Annotated in this window: 20 protein-coding genes and 1 pseudogene; 15 read left to right on the forward strand and 6 right to left on the reverse strand. The window is 60.2% G+C overall.

From position 1 onward, the window contains the following. Positions 1-9 precede the first annotated feature (9 nt). Positions 10-510, forward strand: a pseudogene (locus HW450_RS00005) (transposase); the annotation flags it as partial. Here HW450_RS00005 and HW450_RS00010 read toward each other — a convergent pair. Beyond that, a complete protein-coding gene (locus HW450_RS00010; protein ID WP_182386002.1) occupies positions 484-855 on the reverse strand; it encodes a hypothetical protein in 372 nt (123 codons plus the stop codon). The pseudogene HW450_RS00005 and the gene HW450_RS00010 overlap by 27 nt on opposite strands. A 96-nt stretch (positions 856-951) precedes the next feature. On the opposite strand from HW450_RS00010, the gene uvrB reads away from it, so the two are divergent. Then, entirely contained in the window at positions 952-3,024 is a 2,073-nt protein-coding gene (gene uvrB / locus HW450_RS00015) for an excinuclease ABC subunit UvrB (RefSeq protein ID WP_182386003.1), read from the forward strand. Between the two features lie 53 nt (positions 3,025-3,077). Continuing rightward, positions 3,078-3,521, forward strand: coding sequence for a universal stress protein (locus tag HW450_RS00020; RefSeq protein ID WP_182386004.1), 444 nt, complete (start codon positions 3,078-3,080; stop codon positions 3,519-3,521). Here HW450_RS00020 and HW450_RS00025 read toward each other — a convergent pair. From HW450_RS00025 to HW450_RS00035, 3 genes are read right to left on the reverse strand one after another with little or no spacing between them, the layout of a single operon-like run. Then, entirely contained in the window at positions 3,518-5,635 is a 2,118-nt protein-coding gene (locus HW450_RS00025) for a HelD family protein (protein WP_182386005.1), read from the reverse strand. The genes HW450_RS00020 and HW450_RS00025 overlap by 4 nt on opposite strands. 58 nt (positions 5,636-5,693) lie before the next feature. Beyond that, positions 5,694-6,464, reverse strand: coding sequence for a DoxX family protein (locus HW450_RS00030; protein WP_182386006.1), 771 nt, complete (start codon positions 6,462-6,464; stop codon positions 5,694-5,696). Positions 6,465-6,514: 50 nt separating this feature from the next. After that, positions 6,515-7,111, reverse strand: coding sequence for an MBL fold metallo-hydrolase (locus HW450_RS00035; RefSeq protein WP_182386007.1), 597 nt, complete (start codon positions 7,109-7,111; stop codon positions 6,515-6,517). Positions 7,112-7,168: 57 nt separating this feature from the next. Here HW450_RS00035 and uvrA point away from each other — a divergent pair, with 57 nt between their 5' ends. Continuing rightward, the gene (uvrA, locus tag HW450_RS00040; RefSeq protein ID WP_182386008.1) at positions 7,169-10,000 is read left to right on the forward strand and encodes an excinuclease ABC subunit UvrA; all 2,832 of its coding nucleotides are present in this window, start codon (positions 7,169-7,171) and stop codon (positions 9,998-10,000) included. Here the strand turns inward: uvrA and HW450_RS00045 are convergent. After that, on the reverse strand, positions 9,997-11,760 hold the full coding sequence (locus HW450_RS00045; RefSeq protein WP_182386009.1) for a DUF2339 domain-containing protein: 1,764 nt from the start codon (positions 11,758-11,760) through the stop codon (positions 9,997-9,999). The genes uvrA and HW450_RS00045 overlap by 4 nt on opposite strands. A 324-nt stretch (positions 11,761-12,084) precedes the next feature. Between HW450_RS00045 and infC the strand changes: the two genes are divergently transcribed. From infC to HW450_RS00065, 4 genes are all read left to right on the forward strand, one after another. Further along, positions 12,085-12,588: a translation initiation factor IF-3 gene (gene infC, locus HW450_RS00050; RefSeq protein ID WP_232843397.1), complete on the forward strand. Its 504-nt coding sequence runs from the start codon at positions 12,085-12,087 to the stop codon at positions 12,586-12,588. 28 nt (positions 12,589-12,616) lie between these two features. Continuing rightward, on the forward strand, positions 12,617-12,811 hold the full coding sequence (gene rpmI, locus HW450_RS00055; protein ID WP_182386010.1) for a 50S ribosomal protein L35: 195 nt from the start codon (positions 12,617-12,619) through the stop codon (positions 12,809-12,811). A gap of 54 nt (positions 12,812-12,865) precedes the next feature. After that, positions 12,866-13,246, forward strand: a complete 381-nt coding sequence (gene rplT / locus HW450_RS00060; RefSeq protein WP_182386011.1) for a 50S ribosomal protein L20 — start codon at positions 12,866-12,868, stop codon at positions 13,244-13,246. 214 nt (positions 13,247-13,460) lie between these two features. After that, on the forward strand, positions 13,461-13,883 hold the full coding sequence (locus HW450_RS00065) for an NINE protein (protein ID WP_232843277.1): 423 nt from the start codon (positions 13,461-13,463) through the stop codon (positions 13,881-13,883). Between the two features lie 50 nt (positions 13,884-13,933). Here the strand turns inward: HW450_RS00065 and HW450_RS00070 are convergent, their stop codons facing one another. Further along, the gene (locus HW450_RS00070; protein ID WP_182386012.1) at positions 13,934-14,473 is read right to left on the reverse strand and encodes a hypothetical protein; all 540 of its coding nucleotides are present in this window, start codon (positions 14,471-14,473) and stop codon (positions 13,934-13,936) included. Between the two features lie 174 nt (positions 14,474-14,647). On the opposite strand from HW450_RS00070, the gene HW450_RS00075 reads away from it, so the two are divergent. The 7 genes from HW450_RS00075 (at position 14,648) to HW450_RS00105 (ending at position 23,283) form a co-directional block, all read left to right on the forward strand. Then, positions 14,648-15,325, forward strand: a complete 678-nt coding sequence (locus HW450_RS00075) for a YPDG domain-containing protein (RefSeq protein ID WP_182386013.1) — start codon at positions 14,648-14,650, stop codon at positions 15,323-15,325. An 18-nt stretch (positions 15,326-15,343) separates the two neighbouring features. Further along, positions 15,344-16,153 (forward strand): TrmH family RNA methyltransferase, encoded by an 810-nt coding sequence (locus HW450_RS00080; protein ID WP_182386014.1) that lies wholly within the window; start codon positions 15,344-15,346, stop codon positions 16,151-16,153. Continuing rightward, positions 16,150-17,256 carry a pyridoxal phosphate-dependent aminotransferase gene (locus HW450_RS00085; protein WP_182386015.1) on the forward strand — a complete coding sequence of 369 codons (1,107 nt, stop codon included), beginning with the start codon at positions 16,150-16,152 and terminating at the stop codon, positions 17,254-17,256. The genes HW450_RS00080 and HW450_RS00085 overlap by 4 nt, the downstream gene beginning before the upstream one ends. Before the next feature lie 121 nt (positions 17,257-17,377). Next, positions 17,378-18,799, forward strand: coding sequence for a DUF222 domain-containing protein (locus HW450_RS00090; RefSeq protein ID WP_182386016.1), 1,422 nt, complete (start codon positions 17,378-17,380; stop codon positions 18,797-18,799). Positions 18,800-18,859: 60 nt separating this feature from the next. After that, positions 18,860-19,894 (forward strand): phenylalanine--tRNA ligase subunit alpha, encoded by a 1,035-nt coding sequence (pheS, locus tag HW450_RS00095; protein WP_182386017.1) that lies wholly within the window; start codon positions 18,860-18,862, stop codon positions 19,892-19,894. Between the two features lie 16 nt (positions 19,895-19,910). Further along, positions 19,911-22,403, forward strand: coding sequence for a phenylalanine--tRNA ligase subunit beta (gene pheT / locus HW450_RS00100; RefSeq protein WP_182386018.1), 2,493 nt, complete (start codon positions 19,911-19,913; stop codon positions 22,401-22,403). 40 nt (positions 22,404-22,443) lie between these two features. Further along, on the forward strand, positions 22,444-23,283 hold the full coding sequence (locus HW450_RS00105; RefSeq protein ID WP_182386019.1) for a formate/nitrite transporter family protein: 840 nt from the start codon (positions 22,444-22,446) through the stop codon (positions 23,281-23,283). Positions 23,284-23,301 lie beyond the last annotated feature (18 nt).

The raw sequence follows: 23,301 nt of genomic DNA on the forward strand, positions 1-23,301 counted from the left end.
ACCGGGTGCCGGCAACGACTCCAACGAGAGACCACCGGACGCCGCGGACGCAAAGATGATCCGCTGTATAAGTACCGTCGCACCCTGTTGACCAGGACGAACTACCTCACCGAGCGGCAGAAACAACGCCTGGACATGCTGTGGGCCACCGACGATGACTACGTGGCACTCGAGGTCACCTGGATGTTCTACCAGGACCTGATCACAGCATACGGGCACCCGCAGAAATCAGAAGGCAAGAAGTTGTTGGAACGGATCATCACCACCCTGCGCAAAGGCTTGCCGAAAGGTCTGGAGGAGCTGGCTCAACTCGGGAGAACCCTGTGGCGTCGGCGGGAAGATGTGCTCGCCTACTTCGATATCGGGGCGTCCAACGGGCCGGTCGAGGCCATCAACGGCAGGCTCGAGCACCTACGGGGGATCGCCCTGGGATTCCGAAACCTCAACCACTACATCTTGCGGTGCCTGATCCACTCCGGACAACTACAGGACAAGATCAACGCACTCTAAAACCGGAAGAGCCGGTTTGCCATATTCGTTGACGGCGGCGCGGAGGTGGTCTTCGGCTTCGTCGTAGGAGCGGCCACGGACGGCTGCGAGGAGGGTGGGGATGGCTTCGGGCTGCATCTTCTTGGCCCAGCGGGCGACGAGGACGAGGATGTGGACGGGGATTCCGGTGGCGGCGTCGGCGTGGTCTTTGAGGCGTTTGTAGGTGCTCAGGAGGCTACGGATGTAGGTTTCCGACATGCCGGATTGGTGGGCGAGGTCCGAAATGCCGATGAGGCGTGCGTGGCGGGCGCAGTCTTCGAGGATGGCGATGCCTGGGGCATGGGCTGCGGCGAATTCGGAGAACATGGCTGTGAAGGTAGCCGAGCGGGAGGGGAAGTGGGCGTCGTAAAGCGTGGCGCCTGTGGATAACTTCGGTTTTCCACAGAGGGTAGGCTAAACGGCATGGCTTTCCCTGCAGAACATCCTTTGATTCCGGTATCGGAGCATCGGCCCGAGGACATTGAGCGTAGTGATGCGCGGTTTGAGGTTATTTCGGAGTTTGAGCCGAGTGGTGATCAGCCGCAGGCGATTAAGGAGCTGAGTGAGCGGCTGAATCGTGGGGAGCGGGACGTTGTCCTGATGGGCGCCACGGGTACGGGTAAGTCGGCGACGGCGGCGTGGTTGATTGAGAAGATGCAGCGGCCGACGCTCGTGATGGCGCCGAATAAGACGCTGGCGGCGCAGCTGGCGAACGAGTTGCGACAGTTGTTACCGAACAACGCGGTGGAGTATTTCGTGAGTTATTACGACTACTATCAGCCGGAGGCGTATATCGCGTCGAGTGATACGTACATCGAGAAAGACTCGTCGATCAATGAGGATGTGGAGCGGCTGCGGCACTCGGCGACATCGAGCCTGCTGAGCCGTCGCGACGTCGTCGTGGTGAGTTCGGTGTCGTGCATTTACGGCCTGGGCACGCCGCAGTCTTATTTGGACAGGTCGGTTCAGCTGAAAACCGGGGAGGAGATTGAGCGCGACAGGTTCCTCAGACTCCTCGTTGATATCCAGTACGCCCGCAACGACGTCGCATTCACCCGCGGCACGTTCCGCGTGAAAGGCGACACGGTGGACATCATCCCTGCCTACGAGGAACTCGCGGTGCGGGTCGAGTTCTTCGGCGACGAGATCGACACCCTTTACTACATCCACCCGCTGACCGGCGACGTCATTCGCCAGGTCAACGAATTGCGCATCTTCCCTGCAACCCACTACGTGGCCGGCCCGGAGCGGATGGAAAAAGCGATTCAGGCGATTAAGGAGGAACTGGCCGAGCGCCTCGCGGACTTCGAAAACCGCGGGAAACTCCTGGAAGCCCAACGCCTCCGGATGCGCACCGAATATGACATCGAAATGATCGAGCAAGTCGGCTTTACCAGTGGCATCGAGAACTACTCCCGCCACATCGACGGCCGCCCGGCGGGATCCGCACCGGCCACCCTGATTGATTACTTCCCGGAAGACTTCCTCACCATCATAGACGAATCCCACGTCACCGTCCCCCAAATCGGCGCGATGTATGAGGGCGATGCGAGCCGGAAACGAAATCTGGTCGATTTCGGCTTCCGTCTGCCGAGCGCGCTGGATAATAGGCCCCTCACTTGGGAAGAGTTCGACGCGCGCAAAGGCCAGTGCGTGTACATGTCGGCGACCCCGGGCAAGTATGAGCTAGCGGCCACGGGCGGCGAGTTCGTGGAGCAGGTCATCCGCCCGACGGGCCTGGTGGATCCGAAGGTGGTGGTGAAGCCGACGAAGGGCCAGATCGACGACCTCATCCATGAGATTCGGCTGCGGACGGAGAAGGACGAGCGCGTCTTGGTCACCACGCTGACGAAGAAGATGGCCGAGGATCTGACAGAGTACCTGTTGGAAAACGGGGTACGGGTGCGCTACCTGCACTCGGACATCGACACCTTGCAGCGCGTGGAGCTGCTGCGCCAGCTCCGCCTCGGCGAATACGACGTCCTGGTCGGCATCAACCTGCTCCGCGAGGGCCTCGACCTGCCGGAGGTGTCGCTCGTCGCAATTTTGGACGCGGACAAGGAGGGGTTCCTGCGTTCCACCACCTCCCTCATCCAGACGATCGGCCGCGCGGCCCGCAACGTCTCCGGCGAGGTACACATGTATGCAGACCGGATCACGGAGTCGATGCAGTACGCTATCGAGGAGACGGAGCGCCGCCGGGAGAAGCAGATCGCCTACAACACCGAGCACGGTATTGATCCGCAGCCGTTGCGCAAGAAGATCGCGGACATCCTGGAGATGGTCGAGGAGAGCACGGGTGACGCGGCAGTGGTCGTCGAGAAGCGCGACACGTCGTCGATGGCGCAGAGCGAAATTAAGCAGCTTATCGACGACCTGACCGCCCAAATGGGAGCCGCTGCGCGTGAGCTGAAATTCGAGCTCGCGGGCCGGCTACGTGATGAAATTCTCGATCTGAAAAAGGAGCTACGCGGTTTGAATGAAGCCGGAATCTAGTCCGTATGTAAAATCAGTTTAAGTACATTCTCCTATCCGAATGAGGTCAACATATGAGCCAGTACACCAAGATTGTCGTCGGCACTGACGGATCGAAGTCTTCCCTTTTGGCTGTGCAGCGGGCAGCAGCAATCGCCGCCGCATTTGATGCGACGTTGATCATCGGCTGTGCCTACTACGAGACCAAAGAAGACGCCAACAAGACCCTCCGCCAGGATTCCGTCACCGTCCTCGGTAACGACCCTGCGCAGGAAAACCTGAACAAGGCTGCCGAGGCAGCTAAGGAGATCGGCGCGACGAAGATTGAAACTGTCATCAAGCCGGGCACCCCGGTGGAGGCGCTGATGGCGATCGTCACGGACAACGATGCTGACCTGCTGGTCGTCGGCAACCGTGGCATTAACTCCCTGACCGGCCGCCTCCTGGGCTCCGTCCCGGCGGACGTAGCACGTCAGTCGAACTGCGACGTCATGATCGTTCACACGGTCGCCGGCTAAGTAAGCACCGTTAAAGTCTGCGTGGCGCGCGTGAGAGCCACATACAGATTCTGCGTGCCCTGCGTGCCAGCGGCAATGAGGTCTGGATTCACCACGATTACGTGGTCGAACTCCAGGCCTTTAACTTTTTCCACCTCGCCAGGGCGGATCACAGCATAAGACCGGCCATCGGAAGGGAGGTAATCAGCCAAGTCAGCAATAGCCCCGAACCGCACCGGCTCCCCCTCCCGGATCGACGTCGCCGGAGTTCTCGATGGGGCGTATTGGGCCGCATAGTCCGCGATAGCCCGCGGCGTCCGGTAATTCACCGTCAGCTCGCGGCGCACGAACCGGGAGCCGACGAAGGGCTCCAACGTCTCGGCCCAGGAGTCAACGCCCGCGGGTGATCCGGTCTGGGCGGTGTCGCCGACGAGCGTCATCCAACGAGACGGGCAGCGGCGCATGACCATCCGCCACTCCATCGGCGAAAGTTCTTGTGCCTCATCGACGATGACGTGCCCGTACGCCCAGGTGAGGTCTTCGCGGGCGCGCTGTGCGGTGGAGCGGTAGTCGCGGGTGCGCTGCCGGGCGGCGAGGGTTTCGGCGTCGATGACGTCGTGGGCGAGGAGGACTTCGGCGTCGAACCCGTCGTCGATGTCCTGGACGGCGGAACCTTGCAGGATGTCGAGGGCTTCCTGTGCTTCTTCGATCTTGGCGGCCCAGTCGGCGTCGTCGGCATCTTCGGCGGGGAGGCCGATGAGCTGGGTGAGTTCGTCGAGGAGGGCGGCGTCGGTGGGGGTCCAGTCGGGGGTGTCGCGGTAGAGGGCTTGTTGGGTTTCTTCGTCGTATTCGTCGGCGACGGTCGCGATGCGGTCTTTGTCGGTGAGGAGCTCCAGGAGGACGTCGTGAGGGGTGAGGGTGGGCCAGAGGGCGTCGATGAGTTGCTGGATGGCGGGCTCATCGGCAAGTTCGTCGTGGAGCTCAGCGATGTCGCCGGCGGAGAGGAGGTTCTTACCGCCGAGGGGGTCGGCGCCGATGTGGTCGCCGAGGGCGCGGGCGAGGTGATCGAGGAGGGTGTCGGTGAAGATGGGGCGGGCGTCGTTATGCGGGCGTCGGCTGCGGCGGGCGCGGGTGCGGGCCGACTTCATCATCGCGGTAGTGCAGGTGAGGGTGATGCTGCCGATGCGTAGGGGCTGGTCGGGGAGGACTTGCTGGTACTGCTGGACGGCTTTTTTGAGAATATACACCATCTCCAGGCTGCCCTTGACCTCGCGGGCGATGTCGGTGTCGGTGGCGGTGGGGGTGACGCCGGGGAAGAGGTCGCCGATGGTGGACAGAACGACGCCCGTTTCGCCGAGTTCGGGGAGGACGTGTGAGATGTAGTCGAGGAAGACTGGGTTGGGGCCGATGACGAGCACGCCGGTCTTCGCGAGTTGTTCGCGCCAGGTGTAGAGCAGGTAAGCGACGCGGTGCAGCGCCACGGCGGTTTTCCCGGTGCCCGGCCCCCCTTCGACGACCATGACGCCGCGATGCGGGTCGCGGATGATCTCGTCTTGTTCGCGTTGAATCGTCTCCACGATGGAGTTCATGTGGGCGCCTCGCGCCGCGTTCAGGGCCTTGGCCAGCGCTGATTCGCTGGCTACGCCGTGGTCGTCGCCGCCTTCGGTGAGGTCTTCGTCATCGACGGACACGACGGTGCGGCCGGTCGTGCGGATATGTCGCCGCTTCTCGACGCCCAGTGGCTGAGCCGTGGTAGCCAAATAGAATGGCCGTGCCATGGGAGCGCGCCAATCCAGCAGCAACGTCCGGTAGTTGTCCTCCCTGGCATCGATGCCCATGCGCCCGATGTAGCGGCGTTCGAGGTCGGGGCGCCCCGGGACGGGATTCTCGATGTCGTCGGAGGCGATGTCGATCCGGCCAAACACCAGCCCCAACTGCGCGAGCGTCAGCTTGTCCAGTTTGGCGTTCAGGGCGTGATATTCGGTTTCGCGTTCGACGAGGGCTTCGGCGTCGGGTTCGGCGCGGTCGACGCGCAGCATGACTTCTTTGAGCTTGGCGTCGGATTGGGCGACGTCGTCGTCGATGCGCTGGAACAGCTCATCCACATAGCGTTGCTCTGCTGCGATTTCGCTCATGACCTTCCCTTTAAAGCTAAAAGCCGCCCGGGCGGGCGGCTTTAAAAGAGTAAAGCTGTTAGATATCGTACTTCTTCAGCTTCTTCTGCGCCTTCTTCGTCGCCTTTTCTGCCTTCTTCTGGTAGACGGCGGCGGACTTAGCGGCCTTCTTCTGGGCCCTGCCAGCTTCCTCGGCGGCGATCTTCTGCAGCTCGTTGGCCTTCTCTTGTGCAGCTGCGGCTGCTGCGACCAGCTTGTGCTTAGCTACCTCGGAGTTCTTTTGGGCGCGGGCGAGCCAGTCATCCTTGTTGTCGTCGATGTAGTCAACGATGTCGTGGAACTTTTCTGCCAGCTCATTCTGCTCGGACTTCGATGGCAGCGCGGCCTGGATCTTCTTGTTCGCCACCTTGGTGGCGTGTTCTGCGCGCCAGGCCAGGCCAGGCTTGCCCTGGGTGTCGGCGGAGGCAATCATCAGGCCACCGAGCAGGGCGGTGTTGGTGATCAAGCCGTTGCGACGATCCAACTTTTCCTTAGCGTCCTGGGTTTCCCAGAAAGCGTAACGGGACAGCATGGTCGGGACGGTGATCGCGGCGAGCACAGCGGAGGACAAGCGAGGAGCCTTGCCGATGGCCAGTAGGGACGCGGAGGCAGCCTGGGCGCCACCGAGCGCCTTGGTCACAGTGTCCGCATCCTTGGGAAGGTACTTGGCGTACTCGTTTGGCACGACCGCACGCAGCTTAGCCAGCATCTCTTGGGTGCCCTCACGGTGTTCATCGGAGTTCACCACCATGTCGGCGCCGGAAGCGATGAAAGCGGAAGCGAGCATGGGGCGGGCAATTTTTCGAATCATTAGTTGGTTAGCTCCTTTTCTTGTTGCGTGGTCCCCATGATAGCCACGTTTTACCAGCCGCGTTCGGCCCACTCGGCCAGATGTGGGCGTTCAGCGCCGATAGTGGTGTCTGATCCGTGCCCCGGGTGGACGATGGCGTCGTCGGGGAAGGCGTCGAAAAGCCGCGTGGTTACGTCGGTGAACAGCCGCTGAAATTCGTTTTCGTTGTTGGTTTTGCCGACCCCACCGGGGAAGAGGGAGTCGCCGACGAACAGGTGCGTGGCGCCGTCGATGGTGGCGGCGAAGGCGAGGCCACCGGGGGTGTGTCCGCGCAGGATGATGGCGGTGAAGTCGTGGCCGGCGAAGCTAAAGGTGTCTCCGTGGTTGAGCTCGATGTCGGCGGGCGCGGGTAGGGCCGGGGCGTCGAGGAAGGAGGTGATGTGGGTGGCGCCCGTGGCCTCCAGGACGGCTGGCAGGGCTCTGACGTGGTCGGCGTGCCGGTGCGTGGTCACGACGTGGGTGATGCGGGCGCCGTGTTTGTCCGCGAGTGCGAGGAGGGCTGGGGCGTCATCGGCGGCGTCGATGAGCATGGCGTTGGTGCCGTCAACCAGCAGGTAGCAGTTGTTGTCGAAGTCGGAGACGGAGATGCGGTCGAGGATTAGGGTCATGGTTCAACAGGGTACTGTTGGTCTGAGTACTAGACAACGAATGAAGGGTATCCACAAGTGGCTGATCGCCTGATCGTACGCGGCGCGCGGGAACACAACCTCAAGGGCGTCGACATCGACCTTCCTCGGGACAACATGATTGTGTTCACGGGCCTATCGGGTTCGGGGAAGTCTTCGCTTGCGTTCGATACGATCTTCGCGGAGGGACAGCGTCGCTACGTGGAGTCGCTGTCCTCCTACGCCCGCATGTTCCTGGGGCAGATGGACAAGCCGGACGTGGAATTCATCGATGGCCTGTCGCCGGCGGTGTCAATCGATCAGAAGTCGACGAACCGCAACCCCCGCTCGACTGTCGGCACGATCACCGAAGTGTATGACTACCTGCGCCTGCTGTTCTCGCGGGCCGGTACCGCGCACTGCCCGGTGTGCGACGCGACGATTGAGCGGCAGACCCCACAGCAGATCGTGGACCAAGTCATGGCCATGGAGGAGGGGCGGAAATTTCAGGTGCTCGCGCCGGTGGTGCGCACCCGAAAAGGTGAGTTCGTTGACCTGTTCGCGGATCTGGCCGCCCAGGGCTACTCCCGCGTGCGCGTCGATGGTGAGGTGCACCAGCTGTCGAACCCGCCGAAGCTGGAGAAACAGATCAAGCACGATATTGAGGTGGTGGTGGACCGCCTGCAGGTCAAAGCAAGCCAGCAGCAACGCCTCACCGATTCGGTGGAGACGGCACTGCAGCTTGCCGACGGCGTTGTCGCAATCGAGTTCGTCGACACGGGCGAATTCCGTCGCTTCTCTGAGAAAATGTCCTGCCCCAACGGCCACATCCTGACCGTGGACGAGCTGGAGCCTCGCGCGTTCTCCTTCAACTCGCCCTACGGCGCATGCCCGACCTGTGACGGCCTCGGCACCAAGCAGGAGGTGGACATCGAGCTGATCATTCCGGATCCGGACGCCCCGTTGAACTCCGCGATCCAGCCCTGGACCTCCTCGCCTAATTCCAAATACTTCGACAAACTGATCGCAGGGTTCGCTGAGTCCATCGGGGTGGATCCCACGACGCCATATTCGGCGCTCACCGCGGCGCAGCAGAAGAAGGTCCTGCACGGTTCCAAGGACGTGGTGTCGGTGCGGTACAAGAACCGCTACGGTCGGGTCCGCAACTGGTCTGCCCCGTTCGAAGGCGTCATCCCGTTCCTGCACCGCAAGGCGGAGGAAACTGAAAGCGCTTGGTCCAAGGAGCGCTACCAGAGCTATATGCGGGACGTGCCGTGCCCCACCTGTAACGGGGCACGCTTGAAGCCGGAAATTTTGTCCGTCCGCTTGGCCTCTGAGGAAGGGGAAAAATCCATCGCGGGGCTAACGGACCTGTCCATCGCCGACGCCGCCCAGTTCCTGTCCACCCTGCGTTTGAACAAGCGGCAGGAGATTATTGCCGGCGCGGTGCTGAAGGAGATTAATGCCCGGCTGAAGTTCCTGCTGGACGTGGGGCTGGAATATTTGACCCTGTCGCGCTCGGCGGGGACGCTGTCGGGTGGTGAGGCGCAACGCATTCGCCTCGCCACGCAAATCGGTTCCGGACTGGCAGGTGTGCTCTATGTCCTTGACGAGCCCTCCATCGGCCTGCACCAGCGGGATAACCAGCGGCTGATCGCCACGCTGCAGAGGTTGCGCGACATCGGCAACACCCTGATTGTGGTGGAACACGATGAAGACACCATCAAGGCGGCGGATTGGTTGGTCGATATCGGGCCGCGTGCTGGCGAGTATGGCGGAGAGGTCGTCTACCAGGGCGACCCAGAAGGAATTCTCACCTGCGAAGAATCACTCACGGGTGCCTACCTGTCTGGGCGCCGAATCCTCGGGGTTCCCGAGCAGCGGCGCGAGGTGGACCCAGAGCGCATGCTGAAGATTGTGGGGGCGCGGGAAAACAACCTCGATGACATCGACGTCTCCATCCCGCTCGGTGTCCTCACCTGCGTTACTGGCGTGTCCGGCTCCGGAAAATCCACGCTCATCAACCGAATCCTGGCCAAGACCCTCGCTAACGAGCTCAACGGAGCGCGGCAAGTGCCGGGTCGTGCCAAGCGCGTCGAAGGGCTCGAACACCTGGACAAGCTGGTGCAGGTTGACCAGAGTCCGATCGGCCGGACGCCGCGTTCTAACCCGGCGACGTACACGGGCGTATTCGACAAGATCCGCACCCTGTTTGCGGAAACCGCCGAAGCTAAAGTTCGCGGGTACAAGCCGGGCCGGTTCTCCTTCAACACCAAGGGCGGGCGCTGCGAGGCGTGCCACGGCGACGGCACCATCAAGATTGAGATGAACTTCCTGCCCGACGTATACGTGCCGTGTGAGGTGTGCAATGGGGCGCGCTACAACCGCGAAACGCTGGAAGTGCGCTACAAGGGCAAGAACATCGCCGAGGTGTTGGACATGTCAATCTCCGAAGCCGCGGAATTCTTTGAGCCGATCTCGTCCATTCACCGCTACCTGAACACGCTGGTGGATGTGGGGCTGGGATATGTGCGCCTGGGCCAGTCGGCTACCACGTTGTCGGGTGGCGAGGCGCAGCGAGTGAAGCTCGCTTCGGAACTGCAAAAGCGTTCCAAGGGGCGGACGATCTACATCCTGGATGAGCCGACCACCGGCCTGCATTTCGAGGACATTCGCAAGCTCATGCTGGTGATCCAGGGGCTGGTGGATAAGGGCAACTCGGTGGTCATCATCGAGCATAACCTGGACGTGATTAAAGCCGCCGACTGGGTCATTGACATGGGGCCAGAGGGCGGCTCGGGCGGTGGCACAGTGGTGGCCGAAGGAACCCCGGAGGACGTCGCCCAGGTGGAGGGCTCGCACACCGGTAGCTTCCTGAAGGAACTGCTCTAAGCGTTCAAGGATTTCGTTTTCTTTGCCCGCAGCGACGCAATCGCCAGCAGCGCAAGTCCGGAGATCAAGAAGGCGATCACGCGTGGCACGCCCTCCAGGGTGCCCAGGTCGAAGAACACCAGCTTCACGACGGACGCGATCGCCAAGATCAAGCCGACCGCCAGGGACGTGGAACGGCTGAACGCATTGGTGACCACCAGGATGTAGGCTGCGAGCAGCATCCAGGAGATGGATACCAGTGCGTGGCCCACTAGGTAGCCCAGCCACATGCTGTTTTCTCCCAGCAAGCTGAACAGGTAGGTGGTAACGGTGACGATGACGAGGGCACTTAAGTGGAGGCCGGCGATTCCGATGATGACCTGAGCTGCGATGGGGTACCGCTGGAACGCGTGGCGCACCAAGAAGATGGTCACCATGAACACCAGGATTGCGATGGCTTGCACCAGCGCGATGTGATCAGTGAGCCACAGTGGTTTCTTGAAGAGGACGGCTTTGCCAAGTTCGCTGGTCAAAAGGATGCCGATGCCAAACATCGACGCCCACGGGTACCAGTTGTAGTTGTTGTGTCGGGATATCCACCATGCGAGCCCAGAAAAGACCACAAAGTACACAGCCACCAGGGTTGGGCGTTCCAGGATCACCCCAGCGCCGAGAGCTGAGGCACGGGACCACCACAGGAGATATACCAGTGGCAGCATTGTCAGTGGGAATACTGCGTATTTGTTGTAGAACAGCACTGCAAGGATGGTGAAGCCCGCAATGGTGGCCACCATGACGGTGAGTTCGAGGAAGGATTCGGATAACAGGGCACCGATGCCGAGCATCACCATGGGGGAGGTAAACCCAAGGTTGAGGTCGGATGGATCGCCCCACTCGTCGAGGAGAGCCACACTGACAAACACGGCTACGCCGATAATCACGGTCATTGAGAGAGGGAATCCGTCCTGATACAACGCAGCGGGGATAGCCACCGGACCAATCAGCGCAGCGAGGTTTCGGGAGGAAGTCCAACGCTTCTGCATGGAGCACACCGCGATAAACAGTGCTGGTGCGATCACCGGGAATGTGAAGAAATCACCACTGGTGAGGTACAAGAAGAACATGATGAACCCTGAGACGATGGTTATGTTCAACATCATCTCGTCGTCCCAGGCCCTGGCCAGGCTGGAAAACAGCGCCAACAGCACGACGAGCACGCTGGCACCAACTATCGGTGGCCACCACCCCAACATGCTCACGGTAGCCATAGTGGTGAGTGAGCTTGTGAGCAGCGACGCTGTGGTCAGGGCGTACAGACCTTCTTTCGCCAGGCCACGACGCCGCACGACCACAGCGCCACCCAACAGCAGCGCAGCAATCAGCCATGCACCGATGACGCGGCCGAGTGGTCCCAACCACCCGTTTTGGATCGCTAGTGCGATCAGGAGGCTCACACCCGCGAGGGTGATCAGCACACCACCGACAGCGACCGCCCTGATTACGAATTGCTCGTCTTGCCAAAAAGGAGGAGGTGCTTCTTTCGCGACGGGCGCAGGCTTGTCGACGGCCAGTGCCACGGGTTCCGGTTCCGGCTCCGGCTCAGGTGCAAGTTGGGGTTCTGGTTCTGGCTGGACCGGTGGCGCGTTCATTTCCTCTTCAGGCTGTGATGACTCGTACATAGTAAACAGGTCCTTACGGATGTCGTCGAGGGCAGTTTCGGCGTCATTGAGCTTGTCGGCAATGTTGCGCAATCGCTCCTGGTCGGAATCATTAAGTTTCATGAGGGAAAGTTTAAATCAGCTAATGCGAAGCTGCAGTGGAATGATTTGAACTGTTACAAACCACGTGCTAAGTTATGAGAGCTACCGCCTCGCACCCATTCTTGCTTGGGTGCAGGCCGCAAGTGGAGGTCCCTCCCACCAGAAGCCGCCTGACATCAGGTTGGATAATGGTCACAAATGAGCTTTCAGCTCGCGGATCTCCCGCACGACGTTTCAGTCGCGCGGGTATTTGTCGTGAGTGCTCGGGGGAATCGACACTTCAAGCCACGCGGTACCACGTTATTTACTGCTACTTGAGGAGTACACATCAGCGCTGAAGTTCGCATCAACGATCGTATCCGGGTTCCCGAGGTACGTCTTGTAGGTCCAAACGGTGAACAGGTCGGTGTCGTCCGCATTGAGGACGCACGCAAGCTTGCTTACGATGCAGACCTCGATCTCGTCGAGGTTGCACCAAACGCGAAGCCACCTGTGGTCAAGATCATGGACTTTGGCAAGTTCAAGTATGAGCAGGACCAGAAGGCCCGCGAAGCTCGAAAGAACCAGCAGCAGACTGTGGTCAAGGAGCAGAAGCTTCGTCCAAAAATCGACGATCACGATTACGAGACGAAGAAGAATAACGTGATCCGATTCCTGGAAAAGGGATCCAAGGTCAAGGTCACCATCATGTTCCGTGGTCGTGAACAATCCCGACCTGAACTTGGCTTCCGGCTCCTGGAACGTCTGGCCGACGACGTTGCTGAATACGGCACCATCGAGGCTCGGGCGAAGCAGGACGGCCGCAACATGACCATGGTCATCGGCCCACTGCGCAAGGGCAAGAAGTAACCGAATCTTTCTGGTAAGGACAACTTAAATGAAGAACAAGACCCACAAGGGCACCGCTAAGCGTGTGAAGATTTCCGGCTCCGGCAAGCTGCGTCGTGAAAAGGCAAACCGTCGCCACCTGCTCGAAGGCAAGCCGTCCACCCGTACCCGTCGTCTGAAGGGCACCACGGATGTTGCTAAGTCCGACGAAAAGCGCATGAAGCGCCTGCTGGGCATGGCTTAAGCCCAGACCACTTTTCACCCCATACACTTTTTCGACAGTTAAGGAAGTAATTCAATGGCACGTGTCAAGCGGTCAATGAACGCCAAGAAGAAGCGCCGCGAGATCCTGAAGTCCGCCAAGGGCTACCGTGGTCAGCGCTCCCGCCTGTACCGTAAGGCTAAGGAGCAGTGGCTCCACTCCATGACCTACGCTTACCGCGACCGCCGTAAGCGCAAGTCCGAGTTCCGTCGCCTGTGGATCACCCGCATCAACGCAGCTGCACGCATGAACGACATCACCTACAACCGCCTCATCCAGGGCCTGCGCCTTGCTGAGATCGATGTCGACCGCAAGATCCTCGCCGAGCTCGCCGTCAACGACTTCGCTGCATTCTCCGCAATCTGCGAGGCTGCCAAGGCCGCACTGCCTGAGGACGTTAACGCTCCTGCAGCTTAAGCTCGCTAACAAACCCGCCCCGATTCTAACGAGGGCGGGTTTTTCGGGTATAGGTGCGAAATTTGGCGTACGGATGGGACGATCCGAGCGTTGAGAATCCCATCGGTACGCTAAATCCGGGGGCCTACTAATGCCCGGTGGTTTGCCCACTGGGAGGTTGTAAGGTTGAATATCTCTGTCAAAGAAAACATGTAACAGGAAAGTGGTTTAGGTCGTGACTTACCCTCAGAACCCCTTCGATGGCTATGACAAAGACGGGCTGCCGATTCAGAACACGCCCAACCCCTTCCAGCAGCAACAACAATTCCAGCAGCCTGCGGTTCCACAACCGCAGCAATTCCAGCACATGCCGATGCAGGCGCAACAGTACGCCCCAGTGCAGAAGAGCATGTTGGCTGCTGCTCTCCTGGCGTTCTTCCTGGGAGGCCTCGGTGTCCACAACTTCTACTTGGGCTACTCCAGCAGGGGAGTGACTCAGCTGGTCCTGACGCTGATCGGCGTTTTTACTTCCTGGCTCTTGATTGGATTCTTGTTCATCTTCGTGGTTGGGATTTGGGCGTTCATCGAATTCATCCTGATTTTGGTTGGTAACTCGCCCTACGACCGGGATTCCCAAGGGATTCCGCTGAAGCGTTAACAACTACATAAAAATTCGGAAAGCACAGTCTGCTTTCCGATTTTTTGTTGTTAGGCCCGTTTTGTACGTAGAACGAAGAATCCGAGGATGGCTAGGATGACGGCGATCGCGATGAGGCCGACGCCGGCCCAGATGGCGATGGACCCCACGAGCCACCAACCGTAGGCATTGAGCAGGATTCCGCGGAGGGTATCGCCCTTGAAGAGCTGATCGCGGGTGTCGTTCAGTTTCTTGATTTCCTCTTCCGATGCTCCGTTTTTCTTCGCTTCCTTAATGACGTCGCCCATTTCCTGGTAGGTCTTGCCATCGGAGGAGTTCATCATGTGCTGCCAGATGAAGTTGTCGGCGTACACCTTTGCCTGGGGGCCGGTGGACATCATGTCACCCTGGTGTGGCTTGAGTGCTTCCTGTGAAGCCTCGTCTTTGAGGGCGCTGATGGCCTGTTCGCCAGGCATGCTGATCTTTTCTTGGAGCAGCTGATCGGTGACGAAGCCGTGTGCGAACACACCACCGTAGATGGCAGCGATGCCGATGAGGGCTAAGACCACGGTAAACACGCGCGCGAGGACTCCGTACATTTCCTTGACCATGGGCGGTCTTTTCAAATGTTGGCGAAAAACTAATACAACAGTAATCCTGCATTAGTTGACGCGTGAACCTAAAATTCAGTGACGTGAAATACACAGAATATTGCCAGCCTAATGAAAACGAGTTGCAGTAAGGTAGTGTGTGTTCCGACATCAAGACCAGAAAGGACCAGTTATATGTCGAAACTTCACAAGCTTGCTGCAGCTGCACTCGCGCTGGGCATGTCCGCACCGATCACCGGCGGGTTCGTGGCTCCAGCCATGGCCGTCGAAAAGCAGGTGCACTATGAAGACCAGCAGGTTCGCCCTGGTCACTCCGTCTCCGTCGCGCCGGCCACGCCTCTTCCTGAGGATGCGGGTGCCGACTTTGACCAGTCCGGAATTCCCGAAGGTTGGTACGTCTCCATCAACGAGGACAACGGCGAACTCACGGTATCGGCCGCACCGAATGCCAAGAATGGCGACAGCTACACGGCTCGCGTGAAGATTGTTGACATTGACGGTCACGTCGAGTGGACCGAAGTTACCTTCACGGTCTCGGAGGACGGCAACGCCGACTCAGCGCTGCCACCCGCTGACTCCGATGGGCCACAGGTCACCTATGAGGACGCCACCGTGGAGCCGGGACGCTCTGTGCAGGTCAACCCGCAGGGAGACACCAATCCAGACCTCGGCTACGACATTTCCCAAGCCGGTATCCCTAAGGGCTGGTACGTCACCATTGCTGAAAATGGCATCCTCACCGTTAGTGCGGGCGGGGACGCTAAGAGCGGCGACTCCTACACGGTGAAGATCAAGGTCGTGGATGGCGACGGTAAGCTCACCTGGACCGACTCTACGATCACCGTGAAGTAGCCTGCTACCCTGGAGTCCATGAATCTGGACTTTGAGCAGGCGTTCACGGAACGCACTCCGCGCGTCGTAAATGCAGCTAAGTTGCTGAAAACGGCCGGCCGAAAAAAGGCCGGCCTTTTCCTCGTTGAGGGAGAAAACTCCGTCGAAGCAGCAGTCAGTACTGGCGCGGCGCAGGATGTGTTCGTGACGGAAAAAGCCGCCGCGCGTTTTGAGGAACTGCTCACCGCTGCCGGTCACATGAATGTGTACATGCACCCGATTACGGAGCGGGCGGCGAAAGCCCTCGCCGACACTGTCACCACCACTGGAATCTTCGCCGTATGTAAACCCGTGCTGTGGCCAATGAAGGAGGTCATGCGGGGTAAACCGCGCCTGGTGATGGTGCCGGTGCACACCGCGGAACCTGGCAACGCGGGCACGCTGATCCGCGTGGCCGACGCCATGGGGGCCGACGCCGTCCTCTTCGCCGGCGACTCGGTAGACCCACAGGGGCCCAAAGCGGTACGTTCGTCCGCGGGTTCGCTGTTCCACATCCCCGTGATGCGGGAGAATAACTTCCAGGCGATTTTCGACACGCTCAAGGCGCGTGACCTGCAGGTCATCGCTACCTGCGCGGACGGGGAGCTCAGCCTTGACGACGCCCAAGAGATCCTCACTAAGCCCACCGCCTGGCTCTTCGGCAATGAAGCCCACGGCCTGCCGCAAGAAATCTTGGACAAGGCAGACTACCGGGTCCGCATCCCTATCCGCGGTCGTGCTGAATCCCTAAATCTGGCCACCGCAGCCTCGATCTGCATGTACGAATCCGCGAAGGCGCAAGCGCAATGACCGTATCTCGATTGCAACCTTTTGGAGAGACTATTTTCGCCACCATGACAGCCGAAGCTGTCAAACATGGCGCCATCAACCTGGGTCAGGGGTTCCCAGACTCCGACGGGCCGGCTCGCATGCTGGAGATCGCTCGGGAAGAGATCGCGAACGGCAACAATCAATACGCGCCTGGCATGGGGGTGCCTGAGCTGCGTGAAGCGGTAGCCGACGCCAGGGCAGTGGCAGTAAACAACGTCCTGATCACGGTGGGTGCCACCGAAGCGATCACCGCCACCGTGCTCGGGCTGGTGGAGCCGGGCAAAGAAGTGATCGTGCTCGAGCCCTACTACGATGCCTACGCCGCCGCGATTGCGCTGGCAGGAGCCACCCGCGTGGCCGTGCCGCTCGCTGAATCAGGTAACACCTGGATGATTGACGTCGCCGCCGTCGAAGCTGCGATCACCGACAACACTGCGATGATCATCGTGAACTCGCCCCACAACCCAACCGGCGCCGTGCTGGATATGCGGCAGCTTACAGAAGTATGCGTGCGCCATGACCTGCTCGTTCTCTCCGATGAGGTGTACGAAAACCTCGTATTCACCGGCTCCCAGCACACCCGAGTAGCCGAGCTGCCGGGCATGTGGGAACGCACCATCACCGTCTCCTCCGCGGCCAAGTCCTTCAACTGTACGGGATGGAAAACCGGCTGGGCGATAGCGCCAGAGGAACTGTTGGACGGCGTCGTCAAGGCGAAGCAATTCATGTCCTACGTCGGCGCCACGCCGTTCCAGCCCGCCGTCGCCCACGCCCTGCGCGAGGAAGGCGAGTGGGTGCGCGGGATGGTCGCCGACCTGGAGCGCAAACGCACGCTGCTTGCCGACGGCCTGTCCGCCAGCGGATTTCGTGTCTACGATACCGCCGGAACCTACTATGTGGTGGCCGATGTGGGGTGCGACGGCGTGGAATTTTGCATGAATCTACCTGCGAAAACAGGGGTCGCGGCAATCCCGCTCCAGGTGTTCACCGACCACCCAGAGCAGTGGCGCACCAAGGTGCGGTTCGCGTTCTGCAAACAGGACGAGGTGCTGGAAGAAGCGGTGCGGCGGCTCGGAGGTTAATGCATGTTCTAAATCTGGCAGGATTGTTCGAACGAACGGGGGTAGCCGTAAATGGTAGTTTACCAGCAGTGTTCGAATGGATGGGGGTGGCCATGTCTGGGCCTTGCTTTATGTTGAGGTCATGCAGAACGCAACGCAGATGAGTACCTTACTGGGCCAGGCGCGCCACAGCCTGGCCCAGGCACAGGCTCTGCTTTGCGACCAGTCAGCCAGATTCGATGATCTCACGGAGATGCTGCTGGAGCTCCGTCAGATTACGCGGTTGGCGGAGCTGACCACGGTGGGCATGATTAGGCTGCTGCGGGAAGAAGAGACGTTAAAACCTGGAAATCGCAACAGCTTCAATAACTTTATGCATGCCGGTAGGTTCAGTCGTCGTGAGTTGAAAGACGCGGTGAAGCTATCTGAAGAACTGTTTGATACGCCCGCAGGACTAGACAACTCCGATCCGATCACTGCTCGGATGCCGGAGACAGCCCAGGGCTTTGCACAGGCGAGTTTCGGCATGGCCTCGGCTATCGAAATTTCGAAGGTGCTTGACCAGGTTCCAGAACACACGCCGGATGAGTCTGTGGCACAAGTCGAACGGATGCTTGCGCAGCTCGCTGAGACACTCGCACCGGATGACTTGCGCAAAGCGGGTATCAAGGTGCTACAAGGGTTAAACGCAGAGCACCCACCGAGTGATGCGGACCGCCAGCGTCGACGCAATATTAAGGTCTCTCCCCAAAAGGCCGATTTAATGTCCACGCTCAGCGGCGATATCACACCAGAATTAAAGAGCCTGCTTGATCGGCTTTTTGCCGACTATGCGGGGCCGGGCGATTTGCTGCCAGAAGGGGAGAAGGAAGCCGACTCCCGCACCGCTGGCCAACGGCGTCACGACGCCCTAGTGGCAGCACTCAAGACAGCATTGCATCGTAAAGGTGGCATGCCACCTACTCGGGGCTGCTCCACGGTGGTCGCCACTATGACACTCGAACAGCTTCACCGGGCAGCGGGGATCGTGCCGACCGACGTCGGAACGTTGCTGCCTATTCCGGACCTCATTAGGCTCGGCGCGGACTCGAACGCTTTCCTCGCCATCTTGGACGACGGCACCGGGAACCTGATTGAGCTCGGTCGTACCAAACGAGCTGCCGATGTCTACGCATACCTCGGGCTGGTTGCCTCCCAAGGCGGCGACATGACCCCGGGTTCTGATCTCCCGGCCGCGTTGTGCGAGATTCACCATTGGTGGGCGTGGAGCCGTGGGGGACGCTCGACTGCCGCCAACATGGGGTTGCTCGGACACCGTACCCACAGAAACACTGATGACCAGCAGAACAATCCAGGAAAATACTGGACGATCTGCTCCGAGACCGGACACTTGTTGTTCATACCACCGGACAGTGTGGACCCGCAGCGAAGACCGCGGGCGAATTTCAACCCCGCCACCTGGTTCAATCCTGGAAGCATGATCAGGTATGGACTCTTCCAGCCGGATAAGGATCCCCCGTTTTCCGGTTTCGCCTGCCCAGGCTGCGGTCGGTCATCGGCATAATCAGGCTCGCGGTATAGTACTTGGGTTAGCACTTTATTTTTCGAACCAAGGGGATTTTTGGTGAGCGACATCGAGTTGACGGAAAGCAACCTCACAGCCTTAGCTGAGGCCGCTGAAAAGGCATTCCAGCAGGCACAGGACCTGGAGGAGCTCGCGGTGGCTCGCAAGGAGCACCTCGCCGACGACGCACCCATCCCAATGGCGCGTCGCTCCCTGGGGAGCATCCCGAAAGAGCAGCGAAAAGACGCTGGTCGGTTAGTGAACATGGCCCGAGGCCGCATGGAGAAAATCTACGGTGAGGTGAAGGCCAAACTCGAGGAAAAGCGCAACGCAGAGGTGCTGATCGCGGAGCGGGTCGACGTTACCGTCCCAACCACCCGTCGTCAGGGCGCTATGCACCCCATTACCCAGCTGTCGGAGAAGATTGCTGACATCTTCGTCGGCATGGGCTGGGAAATCGCAGAAGGCCCAGAGGTCGAGGCAGAGTACTTCAACTTCGATGCCCTGAACTTCCTCCCGGACCACCCAGCGCGTACTCTGCAGGACACTTTCCATGTTTCTGTCGAGGGTTCTAAGCAGGTGCTGCGTACCCACACTTCTCCAGTGCAGGTCCGCACCCTGCTGTCCCGCGATGTTCCGGTTTACATTGCCTGCCCAGGACGCGTATTTCGCACTGATGAGCTGGACGCCACCCACACCCCGGTGTTCCACCAGATTGAAGGGTTAGCCGTCGATAAGGGCCTGACGCTGGCTCACCTGCGCGGCACCCTGGATCACCTGGCCAAGACCCTCTTCGGCCCAGAAACTCGCACCCGGATGCGTACCAACTACTTCCCGTTCACCGAACCTTCGGCCGAGGTGGATGTGTGGTTCCCGAATAAGAAGGGCGGCGCCGGATGGATTGAGTGGGGCGGCTGTGGCATGGTTAACCCGAACGTGCTGCGTGCCGCGGGTATTGACCCTGAAATCTACACCGGTTTTGCGTTCGGTATGGGGCTAGAGCGCACCCTGCAGTTCCGCAACGGACTGTCCGACATGCGAGACATGGTCGAAGGCGATGTCCGTTTCACCCAGCCATTCGGCGTACAGGCATAAAAGGAGTTTGTGAACAATGTTGCTGTCCCAAAACTGGGTAACCTCCCTGCTGCAGGCTAAGAACCCGGGCTGGTCTGTCACCGCTGAAGAGATGGATGCGGGCTACGTTCGCGTCGGCTTTGAGACTGAAGGCTACGCGCCGATCGAGAAGACCACCGGCCCGCTGGTGCTGGGCATTGTGGAACACATCGAAGAGCTGACCGGGTTTAAGAAGCCGATCCGCTACTGCAAGGTCAACGTCGGCAATCCCGAGCCACAGGGCATCGTGTGTGGCGCCCGGAACTTCGCCGAAGGCGACATGGTAGTGGTGTCATTGCCCGGCGCCGAGCTGCCTGGCGGGTTCAAGATCGCAGCCCGCAAGACCTACGATCACATTTCCGACGGCATGATCTGCTCTGCAGCGGAGCTCGGCATGGCCGACAAGCAGACCAAGGGCATCATCACCCTGCCGAAGGACGCCGGGAAGCCTGGCGACGACGCCCGACCGGTCCTCGGCCTCGACGACACAATCTTTGATGTCAACGTCACCCCGGACCGCGGCTACGCGCTGTCTGCCCGCGGCCTGACCCGCGAGTTGGCCTCCGCCTTCGACTTGCAGTTCGCTGATGTGGCACTGGAACCGTCCATCGCTGGTGTGACCGTTGACGTTCCCGAGGTGTCCGGCGAAGCACTGCCAGTGACCCTTGAACCTGACACCAAGGCCGTCCGCTTCGGCCTGCGTAAAGTCACCGGCATTGACCCAACGGCGAAGACGCCGTTCTGGATGGAACGCGAACTGCTGCTGTCCGGCCAGCGCCTGGTAAACCTGCCGACCGACATCACCAACTTCGTGATGATCCTCCTCGGCCAACCAATGCATGCTTTCGACGCCACCAAGATCCAGGGCTCGCTCACCGTGCGTAACGCAGCAGCAGGGGAGAAGCTCACCACCCTCGACCACGTTGACCGTGAGCTACACGAGGAAGACGTCGTTATCTGCGACGAGCAGGGCATCCAGTCCCTCGCCGGCGTCATGGGAGGCTCCACCTCCGAGATTGCTGACGACACTACAGACGTCTACCTCGAAGCTGCTATTTGGGACCCGATCACCGTGGCCCGCACCTGCCGACGTCACAAGCTGTCCTCCGAGGCTTCCCGCCGGTTCGAACGCGGTGTGGATCCCACCCTGCCGGAAATCGCGCTCGACATCGCCGCATCCTTGCTGGTCCAGTACGGTGGCGGTACCATCGAAGCCGGCCGCACCATGGTTGGTGCCACGCCAGCTGCAGCATCTGTCGTGATGGATGTCGACTTCCCAGGAAAAATCGCGGGCGTTGAGTACCCGCGGGAGAGCGTCGTTAAGCGCTTGCAAGAGGTCGGCTGTGAGGTCTCTGGTGAGGAAATTCTGCAGGTCACTCCGCCCGCGTGGCGCGCTGACCTGACCTACAAGGAAGCGCTCGTGGAGGAGGTGCTGCGTCTGGAGGGGCTGGAGGACATCCCGTCCATCGTCCCGACCGCCCCCGCCGGCCGCGGTCTCACCCCAGCACAGCTGCGCCGTCGCGCGATCACCCACGCGCTGGCCTACAACGGTTACTTGGAAATCCTGCCAACGCCATTCATTGCCAACGACGTGTTCGATGTGTGGGGCCTGGACGCAAACGATCCGCGCCGCCAGGTTGTGAAGGTACAGAACCCGCTGGAATCTGATCATGCGATCCTCGGCACCACGCTGCTGCCGTCCATGCTCGAAGCCATCAAGCGCAACGTTGCCCGCGGCCAGCATGATATCACGCTGTATGGCGTGGAGCAGGTGTCCTTCGCTCGGGGCAAGGGAGTCTCGCCAATGCCGTCGGTCAGCGAACGTCCAGCTGAGGAGACCATCGCCGAGCTCATCGAGTCCTTGCCACACCAGCCACTCCACGTTGCCGTGGTAGGGTGCGGCGCATTGGAGCCGGAAGGCCCATGGGGAGAAGCCCGCGCATACACCTATGCCGACGCTATCGAGGCGGCCCAGGTAGTTGCTCGCGCTGCAGACGTGAAGCTCGAGCTGGAAAATGCCGAGATGCTGCCGTGGCACCCTGGGCGTTGCGCAGCGCTGAAGGTGGACGGGAAGGTAGTCGGTTACGCCGGCGAGCTGCACCCGCAGGTTATGGAGCGCGCCGGACTTCCGGCCCGCACCTGCGCGATGGAGCTCGACATCACCGCGCTGCCGTTCGCGCCAAGCTTCCCTGCACCGGCGCTGTCTGCGTTCCCGGCACTGTTGCAGGACCTCGCTCTGGTCGTTGACGAAGACATTCCGGCCGAGTCCGTGCGCACGGTCGTCGCGGAGGCCGCGGGCGAGCTGCTCGAAAAGGCACAGCTTTTCGACGTCTACCGTTCCGAGCAGCTTGGCGAGGGCAAGAAATCTTTGGCGTTCTCTCTTGTCTTCCGCGCTGCAGACCGCACGCTCACCGACGAAGAATGCAATGAAGCACGCCTGGCCGCTGCCGATGCTGCAGCTCAGGCCTTCGGTGCGCAAATGCGCGCCTAGCAATTGTGGTGTCATGGAACAGACGCGATAAGTTTGTTCCATGACTATGATTGCCTCCCCCGTCGAGACTATCGACGCCGCAAAGCAGGGCCTGCTGAAAAAGGCCCACGCTGATCTAGCCACCATGGTGATTTCGGCGCTGTTTGCTGGCGCGATGATCGCGATGGGGTTCATTTTTTACGTAACCTCGCAGGTCGGTTGGGCTGGATTCCCCACCGGCCTGGCGAAGGTGCTCGGTGGCGTGGTGTTTTCTACCGGCCTGGGTTTGGTCATTATCACCGGCGCTGACCTATTCACATCCACGTCTATGACCACATTCCTGGTCAAAGAAAAAGCCCTCACTGTCGGGGCGATGCTCCGGCACTGGGCCATCGTCTACTTGTCCAACATGATGGGCGCCTTTTTCATGGCCCTGCTGATTTTCTTCGGCGGTGTTGCCCACCAGTCCCACGGTGGCTGGGGAGCGGTGGTGTTGCAGGTTGCGGTGTCAAAGACCTCGCACAGTGCCGTGGAGTCCATCTGCCTGGGGATTCTTTGCAATGTCATGGTGTGCCTGGCGGTGTGGCTCGCCTTCGCCGGTAAGACGCTGGTGGACAAGATTGTTGCTGTCGCATTTCCCATCGCGCTGTTTGTGGCCTCGAGTTTTGAACACTCAGTGGCCAATATGTTCATGATTCCGCTTGCCCTCATGCTGAAGGCACAAGGCGATCCGACGGTGCTGGAAGCAGTGGCTGGGACCGATGTGTCTGGTTTGACCGTGTCTTCGTACCTGTTGCACAACCTGCTGCCGGTGACTGTGGGCAATATTATCGGTGGGTCTGTGGTTGCGCTGGGAATGGCGTACTGGCATCGCAATCGGGTGACCTTGGCGACGCAGTAGCCGGTAGCCAGCGGTTTT

This window comes from Corynebacterium hindlerae, assembly GCF_014117265.1.
GTDB lineage: Bacteria > Actinomycetota > Actinomycetes > Mycobacteriales > Mycobacteriaceae > Corynebacterium > Corynebacterium hindlerae.

Excerpts from the sequence above, each read along its gene's own strand:
- rpmI (WP_182386010.1), top strand. The coding sequence starts at position 12,617 with ATGAAGAACAAGACCCACAAGGGCACCGCTAAGCGTGTGAAGATTTCC.
- HW450_RS00070 (WP_182386012.1), bottom strand. The coding sequence starts at position 14,473 with ATGGTCAAGGAAATGTACGGAGTCCTCGCGCGCGTGTTTACCGTGGTC.
- HW450_RS00010 (WP_182386002.1), bottom strand. The coding sequence starts at position 855 with ATGTTCTCCGAATTCGCCGCAGCCCATGCCCCAGGCATCGCCATCCTC.
- HW450_RS00090 (WP_182386016.1), top strand. The coding sequence starts at position 17,378 with ATGCAGAACGCAACGCAGATGAGTACCTTACTGGGCCAGGCGCGCCAC.
- HW450_RS00035 (WP_182386007.1), bottom strand. The coding sequence starts at position 7,111 with ATGACCCTAATCCTCGACCGCATCTCCGTCTCCGACTTCGACAACAAC.
- HW450_RS00025 (WP_182386005.1), bottom strand. The coding sequence starts at position 5,635 with ATGAGCGAAATCGCAGCAGAGCAACGCTATGTGGATGAGCTGTTCCAG.
- HW450_RS00075 (WP_182386013.1), top strand. The coding sequence starts at position 14,648 with ATGTCGAAACTTCACAAGCTTGCTGCAGCTGCACTCGCGCTGGGCATG.
- pheT (WP_182386018.1), top strand. The coding sequence starts at position 19,911 with ATGTTGCTGTCCCAAAACTGGGTAACCTCCCTGCTGCAGGCTAAGAAC.
- uvrB (WP_182386003.1), top strand. The coding sequence starts at position 952 with ATGGCTTTCCCTGCAGAACATCCTTTGATTCCGGTATCGGAGCATCGG.
- HW450_RS00105 (WP_182386019.1), top strand. The coding sequence starts at position 22,444 with ATGACTATGATTGCCTCCCCCGTCGAGACTATCGACGCCGCAAAGCAG.
- HW450_RS00080 (WP_182386014.1), top strand. The coding sequence starts at position 15,344 with ATGAATCTGGACTTTGAGCAGGCGTTCACGGAACGCACTCCGCGCGTC.
- HW450_RS00020 (WP_182386004.1), top strand. The coding sequence starts at position 3,078 with ATGAGCCAGTACACCAAGATTGTCGTCGGCACTGACGGATCGAAGTCT.
- rplT (WP_182386011.1), top strand. The coding sequence starts at position 12,866 with ATGGCACGTGTCAAGCGGTCAATGAACGCCAAGAAGAAGCGCCGCGAG.
- HW450_RS00030 (WP_182386006.1), bottom strand. The coding sequence starts at position 6,464 with ATGATTCGAAAAATTGCCCGCCCCATGCTCGCTTCCGCTTTCATCGCT.
- HW450_RS00045 (WP_182386009.1), bottom strand. The coding sequence starts at position 11,760 with ATGAAACTTAATGATTCCGACCAGGAGCGATTGCGCAACATTGCCGAC.
- HW450_RS00085 (WP_182386015.1), top strand. The coding sequence starts at position 16,150 with ATGACCGTATCTCGATTGCAACCTTTTGGAGAGACTATTTTCGCCACC.